Annotated in this window: 21 protein-coding genes; 15 read left to right on the top strand and 6 right to left on the bottom strand. The window is 64.3% G+C overall.

The window, feature by feature from the left end:
• Positions 1-133 precede the first annotated feature (133 nt).
• Positions 134-1,501: an MFS transporter gene (locus NCR39_RS01920; protein ID WP_250450386.1), complete on the bottom strand. Its 1,368-nt coding sequence runs from the start codon at positions 1,499-1,501 to the stop codon at positions 134-136.
• 127 nt (positions 1,502-1,628) lie between these two features.
• Positions 1,629-3,266 (bottom strand): gamma-glutamyltransferase, encoded by a 1,638-nt coding sequence (gene ggt / locus NCR39_RS01915; protein WP_250450385.1) that lies wholly within the window; start codon positions 3,264-3,266, stop codon positions 1,629-1,631.
• A gap of 436 nt (positions 3,267-3,702) precedes the next feature.
• Between ggt and NCR39_RS01910 the strand changes: the two genes are divergently transcribed.
• A complete protein-coding gene (locus NCR39_RS01910) occupies positions 3,703-3,900 on the top strand; it encodes a hypothetical protein (protein ID WP_040053236.1) in 198 nt (65 codons plus the stop codon).
• 51 nt (positions 3,901-3,951) lie between these two features.
• Here the strand turns inward: NCR39_RS01910 and NCR39_RS01905 are convergent, their stop codons facing one another.
• Positions 3,952-4,341 (bottom strand): hypothetical protein, encoded by a 390-nt coding sequence (locus NCR39_RS01905; protein ID WP_250450384.1) that lies wholly within the window; start codon positions 4,339-4,341, stop codon positions 3,952-3,954.
• A 224-nt stretch (positions 4,342-4,565) separates the two neighbouring features.
• On the opposite strand from NCR39_RS01905, the gene glpK reads away from it, so the two are divergent.
• From glpK to gloA, 13 genes are all read left to right on the top strand, one after another.
• Positions 4,566-6,062: a glycerol kinase GlpK gene (gene glpK, locus NCR39_RS01900; RefSeq protein ID WP_250450383.1), complete on the top strand. Its 1,497-nt coding sequence runs from the start codon at positions 4,566-4,568 to the stop codon at positions 6,060-6,062.
• 193 nt (positions 6,063-6,255) lie between these two features.
• Positions 6,256-7,632, top strand: a complete 1,377-nt coding sequence (gene miaB / locus NCR39_RS01895; RefSeq protein ID WP_250450381.1) for a tRNA (N6-isopentenyl adenosine(37)-C2)-methylthiotransferase MiaB — start codon at positions 6,256-6,258, stop codon at positions 7,630-7,632.
• Positions 7,633-7,665: 33 nt separating this feature from the next.
• Positions 7,666-8,781, top strand: coding sequence for a PhoH family protein (locus tag NCR39_RS01890; RefSeq protein WP_250450380.1), 1,116 nt, complete (start codon positions 7,666-7,668; stop codon positions 8,779-8,781).
• Positions 8,778-9,248 (top strand): rRNA maturation RNase YbeY, encoded by a 471-nt coding sequence (ybeY, locus tag NCR39_RS01885; RefSeq protein WP_250450378.1) that lies wholly within the window; start codon positions 8,778-8,780, stop codon positions 9,246-9,248. The genes NCR39_RS01890 and ybeY overlap by 4 nt, the downstream gene beginning before the upstream one ends.
• A gap of 47 nt (positions 9,249-9,295) precedes the next feature.
• Positions 9,296-9,994: a gamma-glutamylcyclotransferase gene (locus NCR39_RS01880; protein ID WP_502800150.1), complete on the top strand. Its 699-nt coding sequence runs from the start codon at positions 9,296-9,298 to the stop codon at positions 9,992-9,994.
• A 173-nt stretch (positions 9,995-10,167) separates the two neighbouring features.
• Positions 10,168-11,070 (top strand): CorC family transporter, encoded by a 903-nt coding sequence (locus NCR39_RS01875; RefSeq protein WP_250450376.1) that lies wholly within the window; start codon positions 10,168-10,170, stop codon positions 11,068-11,070.
• Between the two features lie 77 nt (positions 11,071-11,147).
• Positions 11,148-12,827, top strand: a complete 1,680-nt coding sequence (lnt, locus tag NCR39_RS01870; protein ID WP_250450374.1) for an apolipoprotein N-acyltransferase — start codon at positions 11,148-11,150, stop codon at positions 12,825-12,827.
• Between the two features lie 172 nt (positions 12,828-12,999).
• Entirely contained in the window at positions 13,000-14,016 is a 1,017-nt protein-coding gene (glyQ, locus tag NCR39_RS01865; RefSeq protein WP_250450373.1) for a glycine--tRNA ligase subunit alpha, read from the top strand.
• 17 nt (positions 14,017-14,033) lie between these two features.
• Entirely contained in the window at positions 14,034-16,133 is a 2,100-nt protein-coding gene (gene glyS, locus NCR39_RS01860) for a glycine--tRNA ligase subunit beta (protein ID WP_250450371.1), read from the top strand.
• A 3-nt stretch (positions 16,134-16,136) separates the two neighbouring features.
• On the top strand, positions 16,137-16,688 hold the full coding sequence (gmhB, locus tag NCR39_RS01855) for a D-glycero-beta-D-manno-heptose 1,7-bisphosphate 7-phosphatase (RefSeq protein WP_250450369.1): 552 nt from the start codon (positions 16,137-16,139) through the stop codon (positions 16,686-16,688).
• Between the two features lie 32 nt (positions 16,689-16,720).
• On the top strand, positions 16,721-17,494 hold the full coding sequence (locus tag NCR39_RS01850; protein WP_250450368.1) for a lysophospholipid acyltransferase family protein: 774 nt from the start codon (positions 16,721-16,723) through the stop codon (positions 17,492-17,494).
• Between the two features lie 93 nt (positions 17,495-17,587).
• Positions 17,588-18,478 (top strand): M48 family metallopeptidase, encoded by an 891-nt coding sequence (locus NCR39_RS01845; protein ID WP_040053239.1) that lies wholly within the window; start codon positions 17,588-17,590, stop codon positions 18,476-18,478.
• Positions 18,479-18,599: 121 nt separating this feature from the next.
• A complete protein-coding gene (gene gloA / locus NCR39_RS01840) occupies positions 18,600-18,986 on the top strand; it encodes a lactoylglutathione lyase (RefSeq protein ID WP_250450367.1) in 387 nt (128 codons plus the stop codon).
• 69 nt (positions 18,987-19,055) lie between these two features.
• Here the strand turns inward: gloA and NCR39_RS01835 are convergent, their stop codons facing one another.
• The gene (locus NCR39_RS01835; protein ID WP_250450366.1) at positions 19,056-19,691 is read right to left on the bottom strand and encodes an FCD domain-containing protein; all 636 of its coding nucleotides are present in this window, start codon (positions 19,689-19,691) and stop codon (positions 19,056-19,058) included.
• A gap of 191 nt (positions 19,692-19,882) precedes the next feature.
• On the opposite strand from NCR39_RS01835, the gene dgoD reads away from it, so the two are divergent.
• Positions 19,883-21,031 (top strand): galactonate dehydratase, encoded by a 1,149-nt coding sequence (gene dgoD / locus NCR39_RS01830; protein WP_250450365.1) that lies wholly within the window; start codon positions 19,883-19,885, stop codon positions 21,029-21,031.
• A gap of 10 nt (positions 21,032-21,041) precedes the next feature.
• Here the strand turns inward: dgoD and pabB are convergent, their stop codons facing one another.
• A complete protein-coding gene (gene pabB / locus NCR39_RS01825) occupies positions 21,042-22,832 on the bottom strand; it encodes an aminodeoxychorismate synthase component I (protein WP_250450364.1) in 1,791 nt (596 codons plus the stop codon).
• 44 nt (positions 22,833-22,876) lie between these two features.
• Positions 22,877-24,013 carry a molecular chaperone DnaJ gene (gene dnaJ / locus NCR39_RS01820; RefSeq protein ID WP_040052923.1) on the bottom strand — a complete coding sequence of 379 codons (1,137 nt, stop codon included), beginning with the start codon at positions 24,011-24,013 and terminating at the stop codon, positions 22,877-22,879.
• Positions 24,014-24,065: the final 52 nt, after the last annotated feature.

The following is a 24,065-nucleotide window of genomic DNA, read 5'->3' as shown; positions in this document are numbered from 1 at the left end:
CAAATTTCCACGACTGTTCGGACGACGGCCAGATCGGCCAACAACAGCAGGAAGCGTGCCGACGGCTTCGGTCGCCAAAAGCAAAAGGCGGCCGGAGCCGCCTTTGCCGATAAACCGCTGCCTGCGTGCAGCGTCAGGCCGCGCGCCTCGCGCCACCGCGCATGCGCCACGCGACGATCGCAAGCGAGACGCCCGACAACACCGCCGCCAGCAGCACGTAGTAGCTCGGCGCGAGCTTGTCGCCGGTCACGTGGATGAAGGCTTCGACGATCGTCGGCGCGAATCCGCCGAAGAGCGTGACGCCGAGCGCATAGCCGATCGACAAGCCCGTGGAGCGCACGCGCGTCGGGAAGATTTCGGACATCAGCGCGGGCATCGGTCCCGAGTACGCTGCCTTGAGAATGCCCGCCACCGCCTGCAGCACGACCAGCGACATCACCGTGGGAGACGCCTGAAGCCACGCGAACATCGGATAGATGGAAAGGCCCATCACGATAGACGTGCCGAGCATGATGCGGATGCGTCCGAGCTTGTCCGAGAGCGCGCCCATGATCGGCGAGAAGATGAACTGCAAGGTGCCGTTCAGCACGACGACAGCAAACGACGCCGTCGCGGGCAGATGCAACTGCTTGACGGCATACATCGGCATGTAAAGCTGCAGGACGTACACGCCGACCGTCGACTGCGCCACGATGCCGACCGCCAGCAACAGGTTGACCCACTGATTCGAGAACGAAACGCCCGGCGCCGGCGTCGTCTTCGCGGGACGGGTGGCGAGGAACTCGGGCGTTTCATCCAGATGCGAGCGGATGTAGTACCCGACCGGCCCGATCAGCAGCCCGAAAACGAACGGAATGCGCCAGCCCCAGCTTTCCAGTTGCGGCGGCGGCAACCAGGCGGTGAGAATCGAACCGAACGCCGCAGCCATGATCGCGGCGAGACCTTGGCTCGCGAACTGCCAACTGGCGTAATAGCCACGCCGCGCGTCGCTGTGCTCGACCATGAAGGCGGTCGCGCTGCCGAATTCCCCGCCGACCGCGAAACCCTGAATCAGCCGCGCGAGCAGGATGAGGAGCGGCGCGGCGATGCCGATGTGCCGATACGACGGCATCACCGCCATCGTGAGCGTGCCGATCATCATCATGAGAATGGCGAGCGTCAGCGCGGCCTTGCGTCCCTTTCGATCGCCGTAGATGCCGAGCACGATTGCCCCGAGCGGACGCATGAGGAACGAGATGCCGAACGTGCCGATGGCGAGCATCGTCGAAAGCCACTCGTCGTGCGACGGGAAGAAAGCCTTCGCGATGGTCGCCGCAAAGTAGCCGTAAACGAGGAAATCGAACCACTCGAGCGCATTGCCGACGGACGACGAAAAAACGATGCGACGGACCATCGCCTTCGAAAGCGGCGCGGACGGCGTGGTCGTAGTCGCCGCTGCTGCCGCGTCGCCTGAGACTGTCGGCCGATACGCCGGTTGATTGAGGGTGTCTCCGTGCTTCATGTCGTGGTCTCGGTCCGTATCCGTTAGGCAGGCGTGCGCCGCCGTTCGACTGCGTCGGAGCAGTCGAAGGCGAATATTGGTGAAGTGAGATGGCGAACCGCGCGAGGGCGCGGCGCACCGAAACGCTTTAGAAGCCGGCGGCCAGACCGTCGCGCCGGCTATCGCTCGCGGCGACGTAACCGCGCTCGGGGTCGTTGCGATCCAGCTTCCAGATGTACTGGCCGGAGCCGAAATCCATGTACGGATCGTCGATGGACTTGATCGTATGACCGAGGCCTTCGAGCGCGCGTGCCGTCTCGAGATCGAGCGTCGCCTCGATATCGATGGTGAAGTCGCGATTGACCTTCCAGCGCGGCGCATCGCAGGCGGCCTGCGGCTGCTGGCCGTAGTCCATCATGCGCACGATGGATTGAAGATGCCCTTGCGGCTGCATATCGCCGCCCATCACGCCGAAGCTCATGACGGCGTCGCGGCGGCCGTCCACTTCCTGCGTGACGAACGCGGGAATGATGGTGTGGAACGGGCGCTTGCCGCCTTCCACCACGTTCGCGGATTTCGGGTGCATCGAGAAACCGCAGCCGCGATTCTGCAGCGAGATGCCGCTGTCCGGCACCACGACACCCGAACCGAAACCCATGTAATTCGACTGAATAAAGCTGACCATCATGCCGCGCTCGTCCGCGACCGACATATAGATGGTGCCGCCCGCCTTCGGCATGCCGAAGTCGAACTGCGTGGCCTTCGACGGATCGATGAGCTTGGCGCGCTCCGCGAGGTACGCGTCGTCGAGCATTTGCTCCGGCGTCACGTCCATGGAGCGCGGGTCCGCGACATAGCGATAAACGTCCGCGAACGCGAGCTTCATCGCCTCGATCTGCAGATGCTGCGATTCGATGCGATCGACGGTCAGCGCGCGGACATCGAACTTGTCGAGAATGCCGAGCGCGATCAGCGCCGCGATGCCCTGCCCGTTCGGCGGAATTTCGTGCACCGTGTAGCCGCGATAATCCTTGCTGATCGGCTCGACCCAATCCGCGCGGTAGTTGCGCAGATCGTCGAGCGTCATGGCCGCGCCGCCTTCGCGCGCGAAAGCCGCGATGCGCTCGGCGATCTCGCCTTCATAGAACGCGCGCGGACCCTGCTCGGCCAGCTTGCGCAAGGTCTTCGCGTGGCCCGGCATGCGCACGAGTTCGCTGACTTCGGGCGCGCGTCCGCGCGGCATGAAGACATCCGCGAAGCCTGGGAAATCCTTCAGTTCCGGCACAGCCGCTGCCCACTTGTAAGCGACGATGCTGGCCACCGCGTGCCCGCGCTCCGCGATCTCGATCGCCGGCTCCATCAGATCGGCAAACGGCAGCGAGCCGAACTTCGCATGCAACGCTTCCCAGCCCGCGATGACGCCCGGCACGGTCACGGTGTCCCAGCCACGCTTAGGCTGGCGGGCAAGGCCGTTTTCTTCCCCATACTTGCGACGGAAATAGTCGACGTTCCACGCCGCTGGCGACACACCCGATGCATTCAGCCCATGCAGCTTGCTGCCGTCCCAGACCAGCGCGAAGGCGTCGCCGCCCAGTCCGCACGACACCGGTTCGACGACGGTAATAGCCGCCGCTGCCGCGATGGCCGCATCGACGGCATTGCCGCCTTTCCAGAGCATGCGCAAGCCGGCTTGGGCGGCAAGCGGGTGCGACGTCGAAACGATGTTCCGGGCGAATACCGGCAGGCGCGGCGTGGGATACGGGTTTTGCCAGTTGAAGCGAGTCATGAATGAATTCCGAATTACTAGCTGACTGGCCGGTTATGGAACCGCCAGGCAATGCAATTAGTTGATCGCACAAAAGAAGCATCTTGCAACGTCCGCGCAGCCTTGAACAAATTCATTTATTGTATAAATTAATGAAACGGCGGTATGAATGCATTGCTATCCGCTTTTATGTGCAGTGCGGCATGAACTTCAAGTCGATTCTTCGAATCGCCCGGTGCGCCGAACCGCTTTCGCGCACCCCAAAAGTCAAAGCCAAAATTTTGGTCTGGACGTTTGGCACTCCTCAGACGCTTGCCTACAATCCCAATTCCCGGCATTCGCAAAGCACGAGCCAGCGAGTCTGCCCGGCAATTGCAGTTTCTCGTACCACGCTTCGACGCAAGAAGACCCGGCCTCAAGGCCGGTGGCCAGGCTGTCGGTCGTCATGGAGAACACAATGCTGAGTCCGCATGAATTTGCCACGCTGCTATTGGTTCAGGAAGCGCCCAATCAGGTCGATATGGAACGCGAAGAACTCGACGCACTGCTCGAACGCCAACTCGTGCAGCTTGAAAATCTCGCGTCCGGACGTCAACAATGGCGCCTCACCGCAACCGGCGATTCAACCATCAAGGCATTCAAGCGGTTCTCGTAGCAGTTCGCCGGGCGCGGTTCAAATGCCGCGCCCATGGATTTCCTTCGCGTCTCACCACGCCCGCAAGGTCGGGTCTACCGCAGCACGCCAACTCAGCGCGCGCGCACGCTCGCCCAGAATGAATGTCGCCCATGCGCGCTGCGATTCCGGCCCCGGATTCGCCACATACGCGCGATGCCGCTCCGCGATGCCGGCCTGAAACGCGCAAAACTGCTCTTTCGACAAGCCGCCTCGCCGCTGAGCCACATGAGCGTCGACAAGGGCCGAATAAACGGACTGCGCGTCGGCACCGTAGTCCGTCTGAGCCGTTCCACACATCTCCTGCAGCGCGCTGAACAACGGCTCGCCGAAAGATCCTTCGAGACCCGGCGTCGAGACGCAGCCCGCCAGCGCCGCCACGCTCAGCACGGCCAACGCACCCTGCGCAATCCACTTTGGCATTGCATTCACCCTTGGCTTGATTCGAGCCGCCAGTATCGGACGATCGACGCGTCGCTGCTACTCGGCCAGATGGCATAGGCAAATTCACGCGCCCGCGAAACCCGGGATTCGGCTTATGCCATTCGGCCAGGTTGTCCGCGCCTCGCGTGTCCGATAGATTGCGCATGCGGACTTCGCACGCCATCGCCCCGGGCGCCGGTGTCCGCTCAACCTCGGAGATGACCATGCAGGATCAAATCGTCCTTGCGCTCGATCAGGGCACGACCAGCTCGCGCGCCATGCTGTTCGACAGGAACGGCAACGTCGTGTCCGTCGCGCAGAAGGAGTTTCAGCAGATCTATCCGCAGCCGGGTTGGGTCGAGCACGATCCGCAGGAAATCTGGTCGACGCAGGCGGGCGTCGCGGCCGAAGCGGTCACGCGGGCGGGCCTGAACGCGTCGTCGATTGCGGCGGTGGGCATCACGAATCAGCGCGAGACGACCATCGTGTGGGATCGCGAAACCGGCAGGCCGGTGTACAACGCGATCGTCTGGCAGGACCGTCGCACGGCAGCCCTGTGCGACGAACTGAAGGCGCGCGGCCTCGAACCCATGGTCCGTGCAAAGACCGGCTTGCCCATCGACGCCTATTTCTCCGCGACCAAAATCCGCTGGATTCTGGACAACGTCGAAGGTGCGCGCGCGAAGGCGAATCAGGGGCGGCTCGCTTTCGGCACGGTCGATAGCTGGCTCGTGTGGAACTTCACGCGGCGCGGCATGCATATCACCGACATCACCAACGCGTCGCGCACGATGCTTTTCGACATTCACGCGCGGCGCTGGGACGACGAGCTGCTCGACGCGTTCGACATTCCTCGCAGCATGTTGCCCGAGGTGCGGGCTTCATCGGAGATATATGGCACGACGCACGGCAGCGTGCTCGCCGCCGAAGTGCCGATTGCCTCGATCGCCGGAGACCAGCACGCCGCGCTGTTCGGGCAAATGTGCACCGAGAGCGGCACGGTGAAAAACACCTACGGCACGGGCTGCTTCCTTGTGATGAACACGGGCGAGAAGCCGATCGAGTCGCGCAACAACCTCGTGACGACGATCGCCTGGCAGATCGGCGACAGCGTGAACTATGCGCTCGAGGGCAGCATTTTCATCGCGGGGGCGGTCGTGCAATGGCTGCGCGACGGACTCGGGCTGATCCGCCGCGCGAGTGATATTGAAACGCTCGCGCGCGGCGTGCCGCATTCCGACGGCGTCTATCTCGTGCCCGCCTTTGCCGGTCTCGGCGCGCCGCACTGGAACGCGCGCGCACGCGGCACGCTGTTCGGCGTCACGCGCGGGACCACGTCGAGCCATATCGCGCGGGCGGCGCTCGATTCGATCGCGTATCAATCTTTGGATGTGCTCCGGGCGATGGAAGCGGACTCGGGCATGCCCATCGCGCAATTGCGCGTGGACGGCGGCGCCTGCGCGAACGACCTGCTGATGCAGTTTCAGGCCGACGTGCTCGGCGTGGATGTGGTGCGTCCGCGCGTCGCCGAGACTACGGCGCTCGGCGCAGCTTATCTCGCGGGCCTGGCAGTCGGGTACTGGAAGGATGTCGGCGAACTGAAGGCACAGTGGCAACTGGATCGGCAATTTGCGCCGTCCATGCCGGCATCGGAAGTCAAAGCGAATCTTGCCGGGTGGCGGCGTGCGGTCAATGCGGCGAAGGCGTGGGCCGATGCGTAATCGCATGCTTCCAGACAGGGCCGTCATGGCGCGCTACGCGCCGCCCTGCTCCAACGTCATGATTTGCGAGCAGGGCTATAATATCGGGCTAAATTACAAGCAAAAGCGGTGCAGTTTGCTGCAAAAAACCGCGCGTCCTCTTCAATTCTTTTTTTACGCCCCCAGGTTAACCACTGCGACCGGCGACCCATTCATGACCAAGAAAGTATATGTAAAGACCTTCGGCTGCCAGATGAACGAGTACGACTCCGACAAGATGGTCGACGTGCTCGGCGCAGCAGAAGGACTCGTCAAGACCGACACCCCCGAAGACGCGGACGTCATTCTGTTCAACACCTGTTCCGTGCGCGAAAAGGCGCAGGAAAAAGTGTTCTCGGACCTCGGCCGCGTGCGCGAACTGAAAGAAGCGAATCCGAACCTGCTGATTGGCGTCGGCGGTTGCGTCGCAAGCCAGGAAGGCGCGTCGATCGTCTCTCGCGCACCTTACGTCGACCTCGTGTTCGGCCCGCAGACGCTGCATCGACTGCCGGACATGATCGACAAGCGGCGCTCGACCGGCCGCCCGCAAGTGGACATCACGTTCCCGGAAATCGAGAAGTTTGATCACTTGCCGCCGGCGCGCGTCGAAGGCCCGAGCGCGTTCGTTTCGATCATGGAAGGTTGCAGCAAGTACTGCAGCTATTGCGTCGTGCCTTATACGCGCGGCGAGGAAGTGTCGCGCCCGCTCGACGACGTGCTCACCGAAGTCGCCGGCCTCGCCGATCAGGGCGTGCGCGAAGTCACGCTGCTCGGCCAGAACGTCAACGCCTATCGCGGCGCGCTCACTGCCGGGTCGCACGAGATCGCGGATTTCGCGACGCTCATCGAGTACGTCGCGGACGTGCCGGGCATCGAACGCATTCGTTATACGACTTCGCACCCGAAGGAATTCACGCAGCGTCTCATCGACACCTACGCGAAGGTGCCGAAGCTCGTCTCGCATTTGCATTTGCCGGTACAGCACGGCTCGGACCGCATCCTGATGGCAATGAAGCGCGGCTACACCGTGCTGGAATATAAGTCGGTCATTCGCCGTCTGCGCGCCATTCGCCCGGATTTGTCCCTGTCGACGGATTTCATTGTCGGATTCCCCGGCGAGACCGAGGACGATTTCGCGAAGATGATGGCGCTCGTCGACGAGATGAGCTACGACACGAGTTTCTCGTTCATCTACAGTCCGCGTCCGGGCACGCCCGCTGCGAATCTGCACGACGACACGCCACGCGAAGTCAAGCTGAAGCGTCTGCAGCACCTGCAGGCAACGATCGAGGAAAACGTCGTGAGAATCAGCAATTCGATGGTCGGCTCGGTGCAGCGCATTCTCGTCGAAGGGCCGTCGCGCAAGGATCCGAGCGAACTCGCGGGCCGCACCGCGAACAATCGCGTCGTGAATTTCCCGGCGCCGATCGCGTCGCACGCGCGGCTCATCGGCCAGATGATCGATGTCGAGATCAATCACGCGTATCCGCATTCGCTGCGCGGCGCGCTCGTGCTCGCACCGGAAACGGCCGCGCCGGAGCTGGCCAATTAATCGAACGTGACCGGAAAGGACCCCCACCCCGCCTTGAAGAACGCTCCTCAGCAGCATCTCGAATTCACCGCCCCGCGCGAGGACAACGCGCGGCTCGCCAACCTCTGCGGCCCGCTCGACGAGAACCTGCGCCAGATCGAACAGGCGCTCGATGTCACCTTGTCGCGGCGCGGTCACAAGATTTCGATTCGCGGCCGTGGCGCAAAAGTGGCGCTCGCCGCGCTCGAGAACTTCTACAACCGCGCGCGCGACCCCATTTCCGTCGACGACATCCAGCTCGCGCTGGTCGAAGCGCGCCACGCCACGCGTCTCGCAAGGGAAGCGCAGCAGAACGGCGAGGACGATGTCCCGGTCGATCCGCGTTTTCGCGGCGACCCGGATCATCCGTTCGACGAGCCAAGCGCCACGATGGATCTCGGCGAAGACGAGGACCACGGCCCGAAGCTGTACACGCGCCGTGCCGATCTGCGCGGCAGAACGCCTGCGCAGCGCGAATATCTCCGGCAGATCGTGGCGCATGACGTGACGTTCGGCATCGGGCCGGCGGGCACGGGCAAGACGTATCTGGCGGTCGCGTGCGCGGTCGATGCGCTCGAGCGCGATCAGGTCAAGCGCATCGTGCTGACGCGTCCGGCCGTCGAAGCGGGCGAGCGGCTCGGTTTTCTGCCGGGCGATCTGGCGCAAAAAGTCGATCCGTACCTGCGTCCGCTGTACGACGCGCTCTACGATCTCCTCGGTTTCGACAAGACCGCGAAGATGTTCGAGCGCCAGATGATCGAGATCGCGCCGCTCGCGTACATGCGCGGCCGCACGCTGAATCACGCGTTCATCATCCTGGACGAGGCGCAGAACACCACGCCCGAACAGATGAAGATGTTCCTGACGCGCATCGGCTTCGGCTCGAAAGCGGTCGTGACGGGCGACACCACGCAGGTCGACTTGCCGCGCGGCCACAAGAGCGGCTTGATCGAAGCGCAGCATGTGCTGTCGGAAGTGCGCGGCATCGCGATGACGCGTTTCTCGTCGGCGGACGTGGTGCGACATCCGCTCGTGGCGCGCATCGTCGAGGCTTACGACGCGCAGTCGCAGAAAGACGCCGCCATCGCCGAAGCGGCGCGCGCCGCGCAGCAGTCACAGAAATCGGAATGATGCCGCGCTTCACCCTCACGCTCACCCTGCAGTTTCCCGCCGCAAGAGTGTTTCCGTCGCACAAGGCCATGCTGCCGCGCGCGACGGTCGCGCACTGGATCAAGGCGTCCCTGTTCGCGGACGCCGAACTGACCGTGCGCTTCGTCGACGAGGAAGAAGGCCGCATGCTGAATCGCACGTATCGTCAGAAGGATTACGCGACGAACGTGCTGACTTTCGCGTACGCGGAGTCGGAGGAAGATCCCGTCGCGGGCGATCTGATTCTTTGCTGTCCCGTCGTCGAACGCGAGGCCGCCGAACAGGGCAAGCCGCTCGCCGCGCATTACGCGCATCTGATCGTCCACGGCACGCTGCACGCGCAGGGCTACGATCACGAGGTCGAAAGCGAGGCGGAAGAGATGGAATCGATCGAGACGGATATCATGAAGGCTCTGGGTTTCTCCGATCCTTACGTCCCGCTGACCTGAGTCTGACCTGAGTCCTCAGCCAGCCGATTCGCTGCTTCCAACGCGCCGTGAACGACAAAACGCCCGAGCCCACATCCGATCCCGACATCACCCCGCACGATCCGGCGCCGCCGTGCCCGGACTATCCGCCCGCGCTCGAAGAAACGGCGCTTCTGACCGACGAAGAACTCGCGGCCTCGCGCGAGGCGGCCCTCGCGCATTGGGACGGGCAGTCGGACTTGTGGCTTTTCGGCTATGGGTCGCTCATCTGGAACCCCGGATTGCCGACGCTCGAAGCCGTGCGCGGCAAGGTGCACGGCTATCATCGCGGACTCTATCTCTGGTCGCGGGTGAATCGCGGAACGCCTGAGCAGCCGGGCCTCGTGCTCGCACTCGATCGCGGCGGCTCCTGCACCGGCATGGCGTTCCGGCTCGGCGGCACGGAGGCGACGGAGCATCTCGACGTGCTGTGGCGGCGGGAAATGTCGATGGCGTCGTACCGGCCCGCGTGGCTGCCTTGCACGCTCGCGGACGGACGGCGCGTCGAGGCGCTTGCGTTCGTCATGCGCCGCGATGCGACGTCGTACACCGGCAAGCTCGCCGATCCGGTCATCCGCACGGTGTTCGGCTGCGCGAGCGGCCGATATGGCACCACGCTCGATTACGTCAGCCGCACGGTGGAAGCGCTGCGCGAAAGCGGCATGCCGGACCGCGCGCTGGAGGCGCTGCTGCGGCGGTGCCATAAAAATGCGGGCGGGCGCGAATAGTCGGCCCTTGTCCGAATGGCTAACGCTGCGCCGTGGACACGGTTTTCGCACATTTTTCGGCTAGGATGTTCGAACCATCCGATGCGCGCGCCGCACCACCCAGGCCGCGATTTGCCTTGGTGTATGCTTAACTTTCCGTTAATTCGCGCCCGGGACGTCCCGGGCGCTCCGCTATGAACGAACCCTATCCCAGTCGACGACATTCCGACAAACCAGCCGAAAAGCGATCGCTGCTCGAACGCCTGACCGACTTCATCTCGCACGAACCCGAGTCGCGCGACGAGCTTCTCGAAGTGCTTCAGGACGCCCACGAGCGCAACCTGCTCGACGCCGATTCGCTCTCCATGATCGAAGGCGTCTTTCAGGTGTCCGATCTCTGCGCGCGCGACATCATGATTCCGCGCGCCCAGATGGACGCCATCAATATCGCGGAAACGCCCGCCGAATTCATTCCCTTCGTGCTGGAAAAGGCGCACTCGCGCTACCCGGTGTACGAAGGCAATCGCGACAACATTATCGGCGTGCTGCTCGCCAAAGACCTGCTGCGCTACTACGCCGAAGAAGAGTTCGACGTGCGCGGCATGCTGCGCCCCGCCGTGTTCATTCCGGAGTCCAAGCGCCTGAATGTGCTGCTGCACGACTTCCGGGTGAACCGCAATCACATTGCCATCGTCGTCGATGAATACGGCGGCGTCGCGGGCCTCATCACCATCGAGGACGTACTGGAGCAAATCGTCGGCGATATCGAGGACGAATACGACTTCGACGAGGAAGCCGGCAACATCATCGCGTCGCCGGACGGAAAGTTTCGCGTGCGCGCGCTGACGGGCATCGAACAGTTCAACGAGCAGTTCGGCACCGATTTCTCGGACGAAGAAGTCGATACCATCGGCGGACTGGTCACGCATCGGTTCGGACGCGTGCCGCATCGTGGCGAGAAGGTTCGCATCGACGATTTCGCCTTCGAAATTCTGCGCGGCGATGCCCGGCAGATTCACGTCCTCCTGGTTCGGCGCGTGCCGAATCTCGCGCAACAGCCTCACACCGGCGACGACGAGGGCGAATTGCGCGACTGACCGCGCGGCGTGGCGCAGTTCGTCGCCACGCATAGCGTCAACGCACTGCCCTTCGACCTAGCCCATCCCCGCATTCAATGGCCGATTCATCGTTTCGCATGTTCCCGTGGCGACGCAACGCAGAGACCGCGTCGATCACGCCCCGCGCGCTTCCCTTCTGGCATTACCTCGTCGCAGCCGTGCTCGGCGCGGCGAACACGCTTTCGTTCGCGCCGACGCCGCACGGCGGATGGCTCGAACTCGTCATCTTCGCGCTGTTCTTCGCGTGGCTCTCGCGCACGAGCGGCTGGAAAAGCGCGGCGCTGACGGGCTGGGCGTTCGGCTTCGGCAATTTCGTGACGGGCGTCTGGTGGCTCTACGTCAGCATGCACTTCTATGGCGGCATGGCCGCGCCGCTCGCAGCGGCCGCGGTCGCGCTGTTCTCGCTCTATCTCGCCGTGTATCCGGCGGCATCGAGCGTGGTCTGGTCGCTGGTCGCGGGACGCGCGCGCTTCGGCGATGAAGACAGGCTCACCGCCCGCGACATCGACGCATCCCCGGTCTACGCCCCGACCTGGCACGGCGCATTCGCGTTCGCGAGCGCGTGGGCGCTCGGCGAATGGCTGCGCGGACTCGTGTTCACCGGCTTTCCGTGGCTCGCGAGCGGCTATGCGCAAGTCGACGGCCCGCTCGCCGGATACGGCGCAATTGCCGGTGTGTACGGCGTCGGCTGGGTGCTGGCGCTGGTCGCGGCGCTCATCGTGCAGGCGCTTTTCCATCTGCGGCGAACGGGGCGCGGCGCGCGCGCGCTGATGCCGGCCGCGATCGCGCTCGTGCTGATCGTCGCGGGCCTGCTGCTGTCGCTCATTAAATGGACGACGCCCGCCAACGCGCCGCTCGACGTGCGCCTTCTGCAAGGCAACGTCAAACAGGAGATGAAGTTCGAGCAGGCGGGCGTGGATGAATCGCTGGCGCTGTACAAGCGGCTCATCACCGAAAAGCCCGCCGATCTCATCGTCACGCCGGAGACTGCGCTGCCGGTGCTCGCGGCGCAAGTGCCGCCCGATTTCGCGGCTGCCATGCGCGGTTTCGCGGACCATACGAACTCGTCGATCCTCTTCGGCGCGATCGGCGTGACCGTGCTTCCCGACGGGCGCGTGACCGATTTCACCAATAGTCTCTTCGGCATCACGCCGGGCGTGAACGACGTTTATCGCTACGACAAGCATCATCTCGTGCCGTTCGGCGAATTCGTGCCGCTCGGTTTCCACTGGTTCGTGAACCTGATGGGCATTCCGCTCGGCGATCTCGCGCGCGGACCCATCGCTCAGAAAGCGTTCTTCGTGCACAACCAGCCGATCGCCGTCGATATCTGCTACGAGGACATTTTCGGCGAAGAGATCGCGCGCACCATTCGCGAGCAGCAAACGCCCGCGGGCGTGCTCGTCAATTCGACGAACCTCGCGTGGTTCGGCAACACCATCGCGCTCGACCAGCATTTGCAGATCGCGCGCATGCGTTCGATCGAAACCGGCCGGCCGATGCTGCGCGCGACGAACACCGGCATGACGGCGGTGATCGCGGCCAACGGCGATGTCGTCTCGAAGCTGCCGACCTTCACGACCGGCGTGCTCGAAGCGCGCGTGCAAGGCACGTCCGGGCGCACGCCGTATGTGACGAGCGGCAATATCACGGTGATCGCCGTGTCGCTGCTGTTGCTGGCGTTCGGATTTGCGTTCGCGCCGGCGGCAAAACGCAAGCGCGTCGAACGCGTGTAACGAAGCGCGGGCGCGCATCGCGCGATGCAACGGCGCGCCCGGCACGTCCCAAAAAGTCCCGCCCACTCCGCGTTCCAGCTAAAATTCAAGGTTTTAGCACTTCAGCCGAGCCTCGGAGCCGCGCCGCCGACACACCATCGGCGACGCCGCCCGGTCCGCATCCAAGGCAATCATGCTCACCTTTCAGCAAATCATCCTGACGCTGCAGTCCTACTGGAACGACAAGGGCTGCGCGCTTCTCCAGCCGATCGACATGGAAGTCGGCGCGGGCACGTCGCACGTCCACACGTTCCTGCGCGCAATCGGCCCCGAGCCGTGGCGCGCCGCCTACGTCCAGCCGTCGCGCCGCCCGAAAGACGGCCGCTACGGCGAGAATCCGAACCGGCTGCAGCATTACTACCAGTATCAGGTCGTGCTGAAGCCCGCGCCTGAAAACATCCTCGATCTGTACCTCGGCTCGCTCGAAGCGCTCGGTTTCGATCTGAAGCAAAACGACGTGCGCTTCGTCGAGGACGACTGGGAAAATCCGACGCTCGGCGCGTGGGGTCTCGGCTGGGAAGTGTGGCTGAACGGCATGGAAGTCACGCAGTTCACGTACTTCCAGCAAGTGGGCGGCATCGACTGCAAGCCGGTGCTCGGCGAAATCACCTACGGTCTCGAACGCCTCGCGATGTATCTGCAAAAGGTCGAGAACGTCTACGACCTCATCTGGACCGAGTGGGAAGAAGACGGCCCGAACGGCCGTGAACTGCGCCGCCTCACGTATGGCGACGTCTATCACCAGAACGAAGTCGAGCAGTCCACGTACAACTTCGAGCACGCGAACGTCGATCTCCTGTTCACGTTCTTCAACAGCTACGAAGCCGAAGCCAAGAAGATGATCGACGCGAAGCTCGCGCTGCCCGCGTACGAACTCGTGCTGAAGGCCGGCCACACGTTCAATCTGCTCGACGCGCGCGGCGCGATTTCCGTGACGGAACGCGCGGCGTATATCGGGCGCATCCGGGCGCTGTCGCGTCTCGTCGCGCAGGCTTATTACGAATCCCGCGAAGCCCTCGGTTTCCCGATGCTCGGCAATCCCGTGCGCGGCGCGGCCGAACTCATCACCGACCAGCAGGAAGCCGCGCGGCCCGCATGGGCGCCGCCGCTGAAGGTCGAAAGCACTCCCGGCAACATCGATCAGGCTTGACGAGGCAAGACAGAACAATGACGCAATCCAATCACGCTTCTCTGCTCGTCGAGCTGCTCACCGAAGAACTGCCGCCGAAAGCGCTCGCGCGTCTCGGCACTGCATTCGCCGAAGGCATCGTCGAGCGCCTGGCTGCGCGCGATCTGATCGACGGCGCGGCATCGTTCGAAAAATACGCGACGCCCCGCCGCCTCGCCGTGCTCATCCGCAATGTGCGCGACGTCGCGCCGGAAAAGCAGGTGCGCGAAAAGGTGCTGCCGGTTTCCGTCGCGCTCGATAAAGAAGGCAATCCCACGCCGCCGCTCGCGAAGAAGCTCGCGGCGCTCGGCTTCCCCGACTTCCCGCTCGCCGAACTCGAACGCGCGCAGGACGGCAAGGCCGAAGCGTTCTTCCTGCGCTATGCCGCGCCCGGCGCCACGCTCGCGGACGGCCTGCAAGCCGCGCTCGACGAAACGCTCGGCAAGCTGCCGATTCCGAAGGTCATGACCTACCAGCGCCCGGACGGCACCAACGTGCAGTTCGTGCGTCCGGTGCAGCGCCTCGTCGCGCTCCATGGCGGCAACGTGGTGCCGGTGAGCGCGCTCGGCGTCGATGCGGGCGATACGACCATCGGCCATCGATTCATGTCGGAAGGCTTCGTGCCGATTTCGCACGCCGACGACTACGCGGAAACGCTGCGCACGAAGGCGCACGTCGTCGCGAATTTCGACGATCGCCGCGAATCCATCCGCACGCAGTTGCAGGCGTTCGCGGGCGAGGATCGCGTCGTGATGCCGGAAGCGCTGCTCGACGAAGTGAACGCGCTCGTCGAATGGCCGGTCGTGTATCAGTGCCGCTTCGACGAGGAATTCCTGCAAGTGCCGCAGGAATGCCTGATCCTCACGATGCAGACGAACCAGAAGTATTTCGCGCTCACCGATCAGAACGGCAAGCTGCGCTCGCGCTTTCTGATCGTGTCGAACATCGATACGCAGACGCCCGCCGAGATCGTCGAAGGCAACGAGCGCGTGGTGCGCCCGCGCCTCGCCGACGCCAAGTTCTTCTTCACGCAGGACAAGAAGAAGCGGCTGGAGGAGCGCGTGCCGCTGCTCGCGAACGTCGTGTATCACAACAAGCTCGGTTCGACGCTGCAGCGCGTCGAGCGTCTCGAAGCGCTCGCGGGCGAGATCGCGCCGATGGTCGGCGTCGATGCCGCGCTCACGCGCCGCGCCGCGCGTCTCGCGAAGGCGGACTTGTTGACCGACATGGTCGGCGAATTCCCCGAGCTGCAGGGCACGATGGGCACGTATTACGCGCGCCACGACGGCGAGCCGGAAGAAGTCGCGCTCGCGTGCTCGGAGCACTATCAGCCGCGTTTCTCGGGCGATGAAACGCCGTCCACGGGCGTCGGCTGCGCGGTGGCGCTCGCCGACAAGCTGGAAACGATCGTCGGCATCTGGGGCATCGGCCTCGCGCCGACGGGCGAGAAAGATCCGTTCGCGCTGCGCCGTCACGCGCTCGGCGTGCTGCGCATCCTGCTCGAAAAGAAGCTGCCGGTGGATCTGCGCGATCTCGTCGCCGCCGCCCAGCGCCAGTTCGCCGGCATGCCGCAAGTCGCGGATTCGACCGAAGCCGTCTACGCGTTCTTCCTCGACCGTCTGCGCGGCCTGCTGCGTGAGCGCGGTTTCGAAGCGAACGATATCGAAGCCGTGCTGAGCCTGAATCCCACGCGCCTCGACGACATCGTCGCGCGTCTCGACGCCGTGCGCGAGTTCGCGTCGCTGCCCGAGGCGGCATCGCTGGCGGCGGCGAACAAGCGCATCTCGAACATCCTGAAGAAGTCGGAGCAAGGCGCGCCGTCGTCGGTGAATCCGGAATTGCTCGTCGAAGCGGCCGAGAAGAATCTGTACGCGCAGATTGAGAGCGTGACGCCGCGCGTGCAAAGCCAGCTCGCCGCGCGCAACTACACGGAAGCGCTGACCGCGCTCGCCGCGTTGCGCGAAAGCGTGGACACGTTCTTCAACGACGTGATGGTGAATGCCGAAGATCCGGCGTTGCGCAACAACCGTCTCGCGCTGCTGAACGCGCTGCATCAGCAGATGAACTGCGTGGCCGACATCTCCAAGCTGGCGGCGTAAAACATGAACAGACGATTGGTCATCCTCGATCGCGACGGCGTCATCAACGTCGATTCGGACGCGTTCATCAAGTCGCCGGAAGAATGGGTCGCCATTCCCGGCAGTCTCGAAGCCATCGCGCGGCTGAACCAGGCGGGATATCGCGTGGCGATCGCGTCGAACCAGTCGGGCATTGGGCGCGGTCTCTTCGACATGGCCGCGCTCAACGCGATGCATCAGAAGATGAATCGCGCGGCGGCGGCCGTCGGCGGGCGTATCGACGCGATCTTCTTCTGCCCGCACACGGCGGAAGATCAATGCGATTGCCGCAAGCCGAAGCCGGGCATGCTGCAGCAGATCATCGACCGTTTCGAGATCGATCCGGAAGATACGCCCGTCGTCGGCGATTCCTTGCGTGATCTTCAGTCCGGCGCGGCGCTCGGCTTTCCGGTTCATCTCGTGCTGACCGGCAAGGGCGAAAAGACGCTCGCGGAAGGCAAGCTGCCCGAAGGCACGCTGGTTCACAAGGATCTGCGCGCGTTCGCGCTCGACTTTCTCGCACGGCATCACGACTGATCGCCGGCCCCGCCACGTATCGCCGAGACTTCATGCGCTTCATCCGTTCGTTGCTGTTGATGCTGTACTTCGTCGTGTACACGGTGCCGTACGCGACCGCCTGCTTCATCGCGTTTCCGTTCATGCGCGCCGACAAGCGCTACTGGATGGCGGCCGGCTGGTGCAAGTCGACGATCGTCGTGCTGCGTCATCTCGTGGGCATCCGCTACAGGATCGAGGGCATGGAGAATCTGCCCGACGGCCCCGCCGTGCTGCTCTCGAAGCATCAGTCCGCATGGGAAACGCTGGCCTTTCCCGCGCTGATGCCGCGCCCGCTCTGCTACGTTTTCAAGCGCGAACTGCTCTATGTGCCGTTCTTCGGCTGGGCGCTCGGGCTGTTGAAGATGGTTCATATCGACCGCAAGCAAGGGCGTGACGCGTTCGTGTCGGTCACGCGCCAGGGCCGCGCGCGCATGGACGAAGGCGCGTGGGTCATCATGTTCCCCGAAGGCACGCGCACGCGCGTCGGCGCGCAGGGCAAGTACAAGACGGGCGGCGCGCGCTTCGCGGTCGCGACGGGCGCGCCGGTCGTGCCCATCGCGCATAACGCCGGGCACGTGTGGCCGCGCAATTCGTTCATCAAGTATCCGGGTATAGTCACGGTGTCGATCGGCAAGCCTATCGATACCGCCGGACTCTCGCCTGAAGAAGTGAATGTGCGCGTCGAAAGCTGGATCGAAACGGAGATGCGCCGGATCGATCCGCTCGCTTACGCCACGCCGAATGCGCAGCCGGAACGGGCGGGCGCTGCGGGCGCGGGCCGCTGACGCGGCCTCGCCTCCGACGCTTCAAGCCGGTCGAGCCGCGTGCCTTACTCGTTCCTCTCGTCATTTCTGCGCCGTGAGCGCAAAGCCGAGCCGATGCAGAAGCCTCCCTCGCGACAGCGCCCCGCCGTCGCGCTCGATTCCCTGCAGCTCGATCTGCCCTTCGAGCATGCGCCCGCCACCGCGCCCGCTCCCGCGCCGGCGTCGTTACGCGGCGATGTTCCGCCCGTCGACGTTCCGAAGCCCGCGCCGCTTCCCGACGGCGTGCGCCAGCGCCGCATGCTGCTCGGCGCGCGGGCGCTCGATTATCGGCTGAAGCGCTCGGCGCGGCGCACCATCGGCTTTTGCATCGACGCAACCGGGCTCACGATCACCGCGCCGCGCTGGGTGACGATCGCGGACATCGAGAACGCCATCGGCGACAAGCAAAGCTGGATCTTTCGCAAGCTCGCCGAATGGCAGACGCGCGTCGAACAGCGTGCGCTGCCGCGTATCGAGTGGCAGGACGGCGCGCAGTTTCCGTTTCTCGGCAAGACCATCCGCGTGTCGCTGAATCCGTCCGCGAGCACACTTTCCTTCGATGCCGAAACCGGCGTGCTCGCGCTCGCCCTGCCCGCGCTCGCGGATGCGCAGCAGATCAAGGATCGCGTGCAAGGCTGGCTGCAGAGCGAGGCGAAGCGCATCTTCGGCGAGCGGCTCGCGGTGTATGCGCTCAAGCTGGGCGCGGAGTATCGCGCGTACGCGCTTTCGTCGGCGGCGACGCGCTGGGGCAGTTGTTCGAGCGACGGCAAGATTCGCCTCAACTGGCGGCTCATTCACTTTCCGCTGTCGATCATCGATTACGTCGTCGCGCACGAACTCGCGCATCTTCGTGAGATGAATCACAGTCCGCGCTTCTGGAAGACGGTCGAATCCATCTTTCCGGAGTTTCGCGAGGCGCGGCATACGCTCAAGCATCATCCGCCGGATCTGCTGCCTGCCCTGTGAGCGCGGCCGGGCGGCGAGCGCGCGATTTCATCGAACGGTACAATTTCGCACAAACCCGCAATTCCGGCCGAGCGCGATCCGTCGAGAAACCGCGCCGCCGTCAACACACAGGAAACCCATCATGCGACTCCTCCACACGATGCTGCGCGTCGGCGACCTGCAGCGTTCCATCGACTTTTACACGCGCATTCTCGGCATGAAGGTGCTGCGCCAGAGCGAGAACACCGAGTACAAGTACACGCTGGCGTTCGTCGGTTACGGCGACGAGAGCGAAAACAGCGTGCTCGAACTCACCTACAACTGGGGCGTCGAGAAGTACGAGATGGGCACGGCGTACGGCCATATCGCGCTGGAAGTGGACAGCGCCGCCGACGCGTGCGAGCGCATTCGTCAGGCAGGCGGCAAGGTCACGCGCGAAGCCGGCCCGGTGAAGGGCGGCAAGACGGTGATCGCGTTCGTCGAAGATCCGGACGGCTACAAGGTGGAACTGATCGAAAAGCATTCCTGATCGATCGCCGATACACCGGCCAAGCGCGCAGGCGATTCAATCGCCGCGCGCTTTTTTTCGCCCGCGGCGTCAACCTTCGATGCGCGCACGCGTCACGCCGAGCAGCGCCGACATCGCGCGACGGGCGGCGTCGGCATCGCGCGCGACGATCGCTTCGAACACCGCCGTGTGTTCCGCCTGCGACGCGTTGAACATTTCGGCGCGCTTCGCGTTCAATTGCAACTGCCCTTCCAGCGTCTGCCCGATCAGCGCGCCCAGCGGCACGAGCAACTCGTTGCTGCATGCGCCGAGCACGCACAGATGGAACTGAAGGTCGGCGCGCACCCATTCCTCGACGTTCTGCGCCCTCACCATCGAGCAATGCGCCTGCGTCAGCAAATCGAGCGTCGCCGCTTCGTGATTCTCCGCCGCGAGAGCCGCGGCGTAGGGCTCGATCATCTCGCGCATTTCCTGGAGCTTGAGCGCGAACTGCATGGGCGGGGCGACGCGCGAATACCAGAGGAGCATGTCGGCGTCGAGCAGATTCCATGCGTTCCTGGACCGCACGCGCGTGCCGACTTTCGGACGCGATTCGATCAGCCCCTTCGATGTCAACGTGCGCAGCGCCTCGCGCAGCACGGTGCGGCTCACGCCGAAGTGCGTCATCAACTCCGCTTCGCGCGGCAGCGGCGAGGCCGGTGGAAAGTCGCCGCGCAAAATGGCCATGCCCAGTTCGTGCGCCACGCGGCTATGTAGATCGCGATAAATGGTGAACTCCTCGTCGTGCTAAAGGGACGGGCGCGATTATCGGATATCTGACTCGCCGGTCGAACGCTGCTCCGAGTCAAATAATACTATTAATAGGACGGAAGCCCGGCTTTTTGCTAACATGAGAGCCCCTCGGTAGGAGACACGCAATGAAAATCACGAAACTCGAAACGTTCATCGTTCCGCCGCGCTGGTGCTTCCTCAAGATCGAAACCGACGAAGGCATCACGGGCTGGGGCGAGCCGGTCGTCGAAGGACGCGCGCACACGGTCGCCGCCGCCGTCGACGAACTGGCCGACTATCTGATCGGAAAAGATCCGCGCCATATCGAAGACCTGTGGCAAGTGATGTATCGCTCGGGCTTTTATCGCGGCGGGCCTATCGGCATGAGCGCGATCGCGGGCGTCGATCAGGCGCTGTGGGACATTCTCGGCAAGCATCACGGCGTGCCGATCCACGCGCTGCTCGGCGGCCAGGTGCGCGACAAGATCAAGGTGTATTCGTGGATCGGCGGCGACCGTCCGAGCGATGTCGCGAACAACGCGCGCGCCGTCGTCGAACGCGGCTTCAAGGCCGTGAAGATGAACGGCTCCGAAGAGCTGCAGATGATCGACACGTTCGACAAGGTGCAGGGCGTGATCGACAACGTGCGCGCGGTGCGCGAGGCCGTCGGGCCGAACGTGGGCATCGGCGTGGATTTTCATGGGCGCGTGCACAAGCCGATGGCGAAGGTGCTCGCGCGGGAACTCGATCCGTACAAGCTGATGTTCATCGAAGAGCCGGTGCTCTCGGAAAACGTCGAGGCGTTGCGCGATATCGTCAATCAGACGAGCACGCCGATCGCGCTCGGCGAGCGCCTCTATTCGCGCTGGGACTTCAAGCACATTCTGGCGGGCGGTTACGTTGACATCATTCAGCCGGACGCATCGCATGCGGGCGGGCTGACCGAATGCCGCAAGATCGCGTCGATGGCCGAAGCCTACGACGTCGCGCTCGCGCTGCATTGCCCGCTCGGCCCGATCGCGCTCGCCACGTGCCTGCAGATCGATGCCGTCAGCTACAACGCGTTCATCCAGGAACAGAGCTTAGGCATTCACTACAACAAGGGCAACGACCTGCTCGACTACATCAAGAATCCGGAAGTCTTCAAGTACGACGACGGCATGGTGTCGATTCCGCAAGGGCCGGGGCTCGGCATCGAAGTGAACGAGGAGAAGGTGCGCGAGATGGCGAAGATCGGGCACCGCTGGCGCAATCCGGTGTGGCGTCACGCGGACGGAAGCGTGGCGGAGTGGTGATGCGCTCGATCTAGCGCCTGAGACGGGCTTTGACCGCGCCGCGCAGCGCATTGCTGATGAGCACGTCTTCGGCGCGGTCCAGATCGGCGGGCATCAGCGCGCGTTCCTCTGCGCCGAGTTCTTCGATCAATACCGCGCGCATCACGCCCGGCAGCACGCCGGCGTCGATGGGCGGCGTCCACCACTTGCCGTCCAGCTTGACGAACACGCTCGAACGGCCGCCTTCGGTGAGTTCGCCGCGCTCGTTGGTGAAGAGCATGTCGAACGCGCCCGCGGCTTCGGCCGCTTTCCACGCGCGATCGTAGTCGGCGCGGCGCGTCGTCTTGTGGCGAAGCAGCACGTCGCGCGACGACTGCGCCGCGAAGCCGTGATCCGACGCGAGCATCACATTCACCGTATCCGATGACAACGGCGCGAGTGGCGCGCTCGTCATCGCGATGCGTCCGCGCTTGTCGAGCGCGATGCGCAAGCGATACGCCTTTCCCGCATCGAAGCTCGCGCAGTGCCGCGCGACTTCGGCATCGAGTTCGCGCTCGTCGAACGCGAAGCCGAGATACGCCGCGCTCTGCGCGAGGCGCGCCACGTGCCGCGCGTAATGGCGCACGTGTTCGTCGCGCGTGGCGTAGGTTGTCTCGAACAGTTCGAAGCCGGGGTCCGCGCCGGTCAGGAAGCGCGCCTTCAGAAGACACTCCTCGTACTCGCTTTCGGCGATGCTATCCAGCACGATGCCCGCGCCGATGCCGAGCACGCCGCGCTCACCGGCAGCGTCGATGACCAGCGTGCGAATCGCGACCGAGAGACAGAAGTCGCCGCTTGCATCGAGCCAGCCGATCGCGCCGGTATACAGCCCGCGCGGCGTGCTTTCGATTTCATCGATGAGTTGCATCGTGCGGTACTTCGGCGCGCCGGTGATCGACCCGCACGGAAACAGCGCGCGCATGATCGCGGCGAACGGCGTGCCCGGCACGACGCGCGCCTCCACCGTCGATGTCATCTGCCACACGGATGCATACGGCTCGACGGAAAAGAGCGCGGGCACGTGCACCGACCCCGTGACGGCCACGCGCGAAATGTCGTTGCGCAGCAAGTCGACGATCATCACGTTTTCCGCGCGATTCTTGGGATCGTCGTGCAGCGCGGCGGGATCGGTGTCGCGCGGCGCGGTGCCTTTCATCGGCCGGGCGCGCAACACGTCGCCATGCTTCTCGATGAAAAGCTCCGGCGAGCACGACACCACCGCCCGCCCGTCCGGCAACGCGATCAACGCGCCGTACCGCACCGGCTGGCGCTCGCGCAACCGCCGATACAGCGCGAGCGGCGTGCCGAAGACATCGAACGCGAGCCGGTACGTGAAGTTGATCTGATACGACTCGCCTTCGACCAACGCCTCGTGCACGGCGGCGATGGCGGCGTCGAACGCGTCGCGCGTGATGCCCGGCTCGATGCCCGCCACGCCCGCGACCTCGTCCGAACCGGGCGACGACGCGAGCCAGGCGGTCGCTTCGTCGCGGGACAACATCGCGCACGAGCGAAACATCAGCACGCGCAACGCATGGTCGCCGCCGCGCCCGATTGCGCCGAACTGCAGGTTGCGCCCGAATTCGTAATCCGCGACGACGACCGCGTGCAGTCCATCCCGCAAATCGCGTTCGATCGCCGCGCACACCGCTTCGAGCGCGCGCCCGTCCTCGCAGACGTGCTCGTGCGAGAAGTCCGCGTACAAACGACTCGACCGCCTTTCGGCGGTCGCGTCGCAATCGTCGAGCAGCGCGAACACCGCGCTGCGTGCTTCGATCTTCATGGCCATGCTCGCATGATGCGTCACTGCCTGGTCGACAGCGCGCGTCAGTCGAAGAAACTCTTCACGCGATCGAACCAGCTCTTGCTTTGCGGACTATGCCGCGCGCCGCCTTCCGACAGCGACTTCTCGAACTGCTTGAGCAAGTCGCGCTGCTGCTCGGTGAGCTTGACCGGCGTTTCCACCTGCACGTGCACGTAGAGATCGCCCGCGATGCTCGACCGCAATCCCTTGATGCCCTTGCCGCGCAGACGGAACGTCTTGCCCGACTGCGTGCCTTCCGGCACCGTGAAGCTCGCGCGGCCCGCGAGCGTCGGCACTTCGATTTCGCCGCCGAGCGCTGCCGTCGTGAACGGAATCGGCATCTGGCAGTGCAGGTCGTCGCCGTCGCGCTCGAACACCGCGTGCTGCTTGATGTGGATCTCCACATACAAGTCGCCGTTCGGCCCGCCGTTGATGCCCGGCTCGCCGTTGCCCGCCGAGCGGATGCGCATGCCGTCGTCGATGCCCGCCGGAATCTTCACTTCCAGCGTCTTCGTTTCCTTCACCTTGCCCGCGCCGTGGCAGTTGGTGCAAGGCTCGGGAACATACGTGCCGCTGCCGTGACACTTCGGACACGTCTGCTGGATGCTGAAAAAGCCCTGCGACATCCGCACCTGGCCCTGGCCGTGACACGTCGGGCAGGTTTCCGGCTTGGTGCCCGGCTTCGCGCCCGAACCATGACAGACATTGCAGTTGCTCCAACTCGGCACGCGGATTTGCGTGTCGTAGCCGTGCGCGGCCTGTTCGAGCGTGATCTCCATGCTGTAGCGAAGATCCGCGCCGCGATACACCTGCGGGCCGCCGCGTCCGCCGCGCGCACCCGCGCCCGCCGTCTGTCCGAAGATATCGCCGAAGATGTCGCCGAACGCATCGGCGAATCCGCCGAAGCCTTGCGCGCCCGCCCCTGCCATGTTCGGATCGACGCCCGCGTGACCGTACTGGTCGTACGCGGCACGCTTCTGCTGGTCGGAGAGCATTTCGTAGGCTTCCTTGGCCTCCTTGAAATTCTCTTCCGCCTTCTTGTTGTCCGGATTGCGGTCAGGGTGATACTTCATCGCGAGCTTGCGATACGCCTTCTTGATCTCGTCGTCGCTCGCGTTCTTTGCGACGCCCAGAACGTCGTAGTAATCCCGTTTCGCCATGTCGGTTCCATGCCGCCGCGCTTGGCCGCGACGGTTCCTGTCAGATGCCTCG

This window comes from Caballeronia sp. ATUFL_M2_KS44, from assembly GCF_023630965.1.
Taxonomy (GTDB): domain Bacteria; phylum Pseudomonadota; class Gammaproteobacteria; order Burkholderiales; family Burkholderiaceae; genus Caballeronia; species Caballeronia concitans.
Note: the sequence above shows the minus strand (reverse complement) of the source record. Positions and strands in the feature narration are given on the sequence as shown.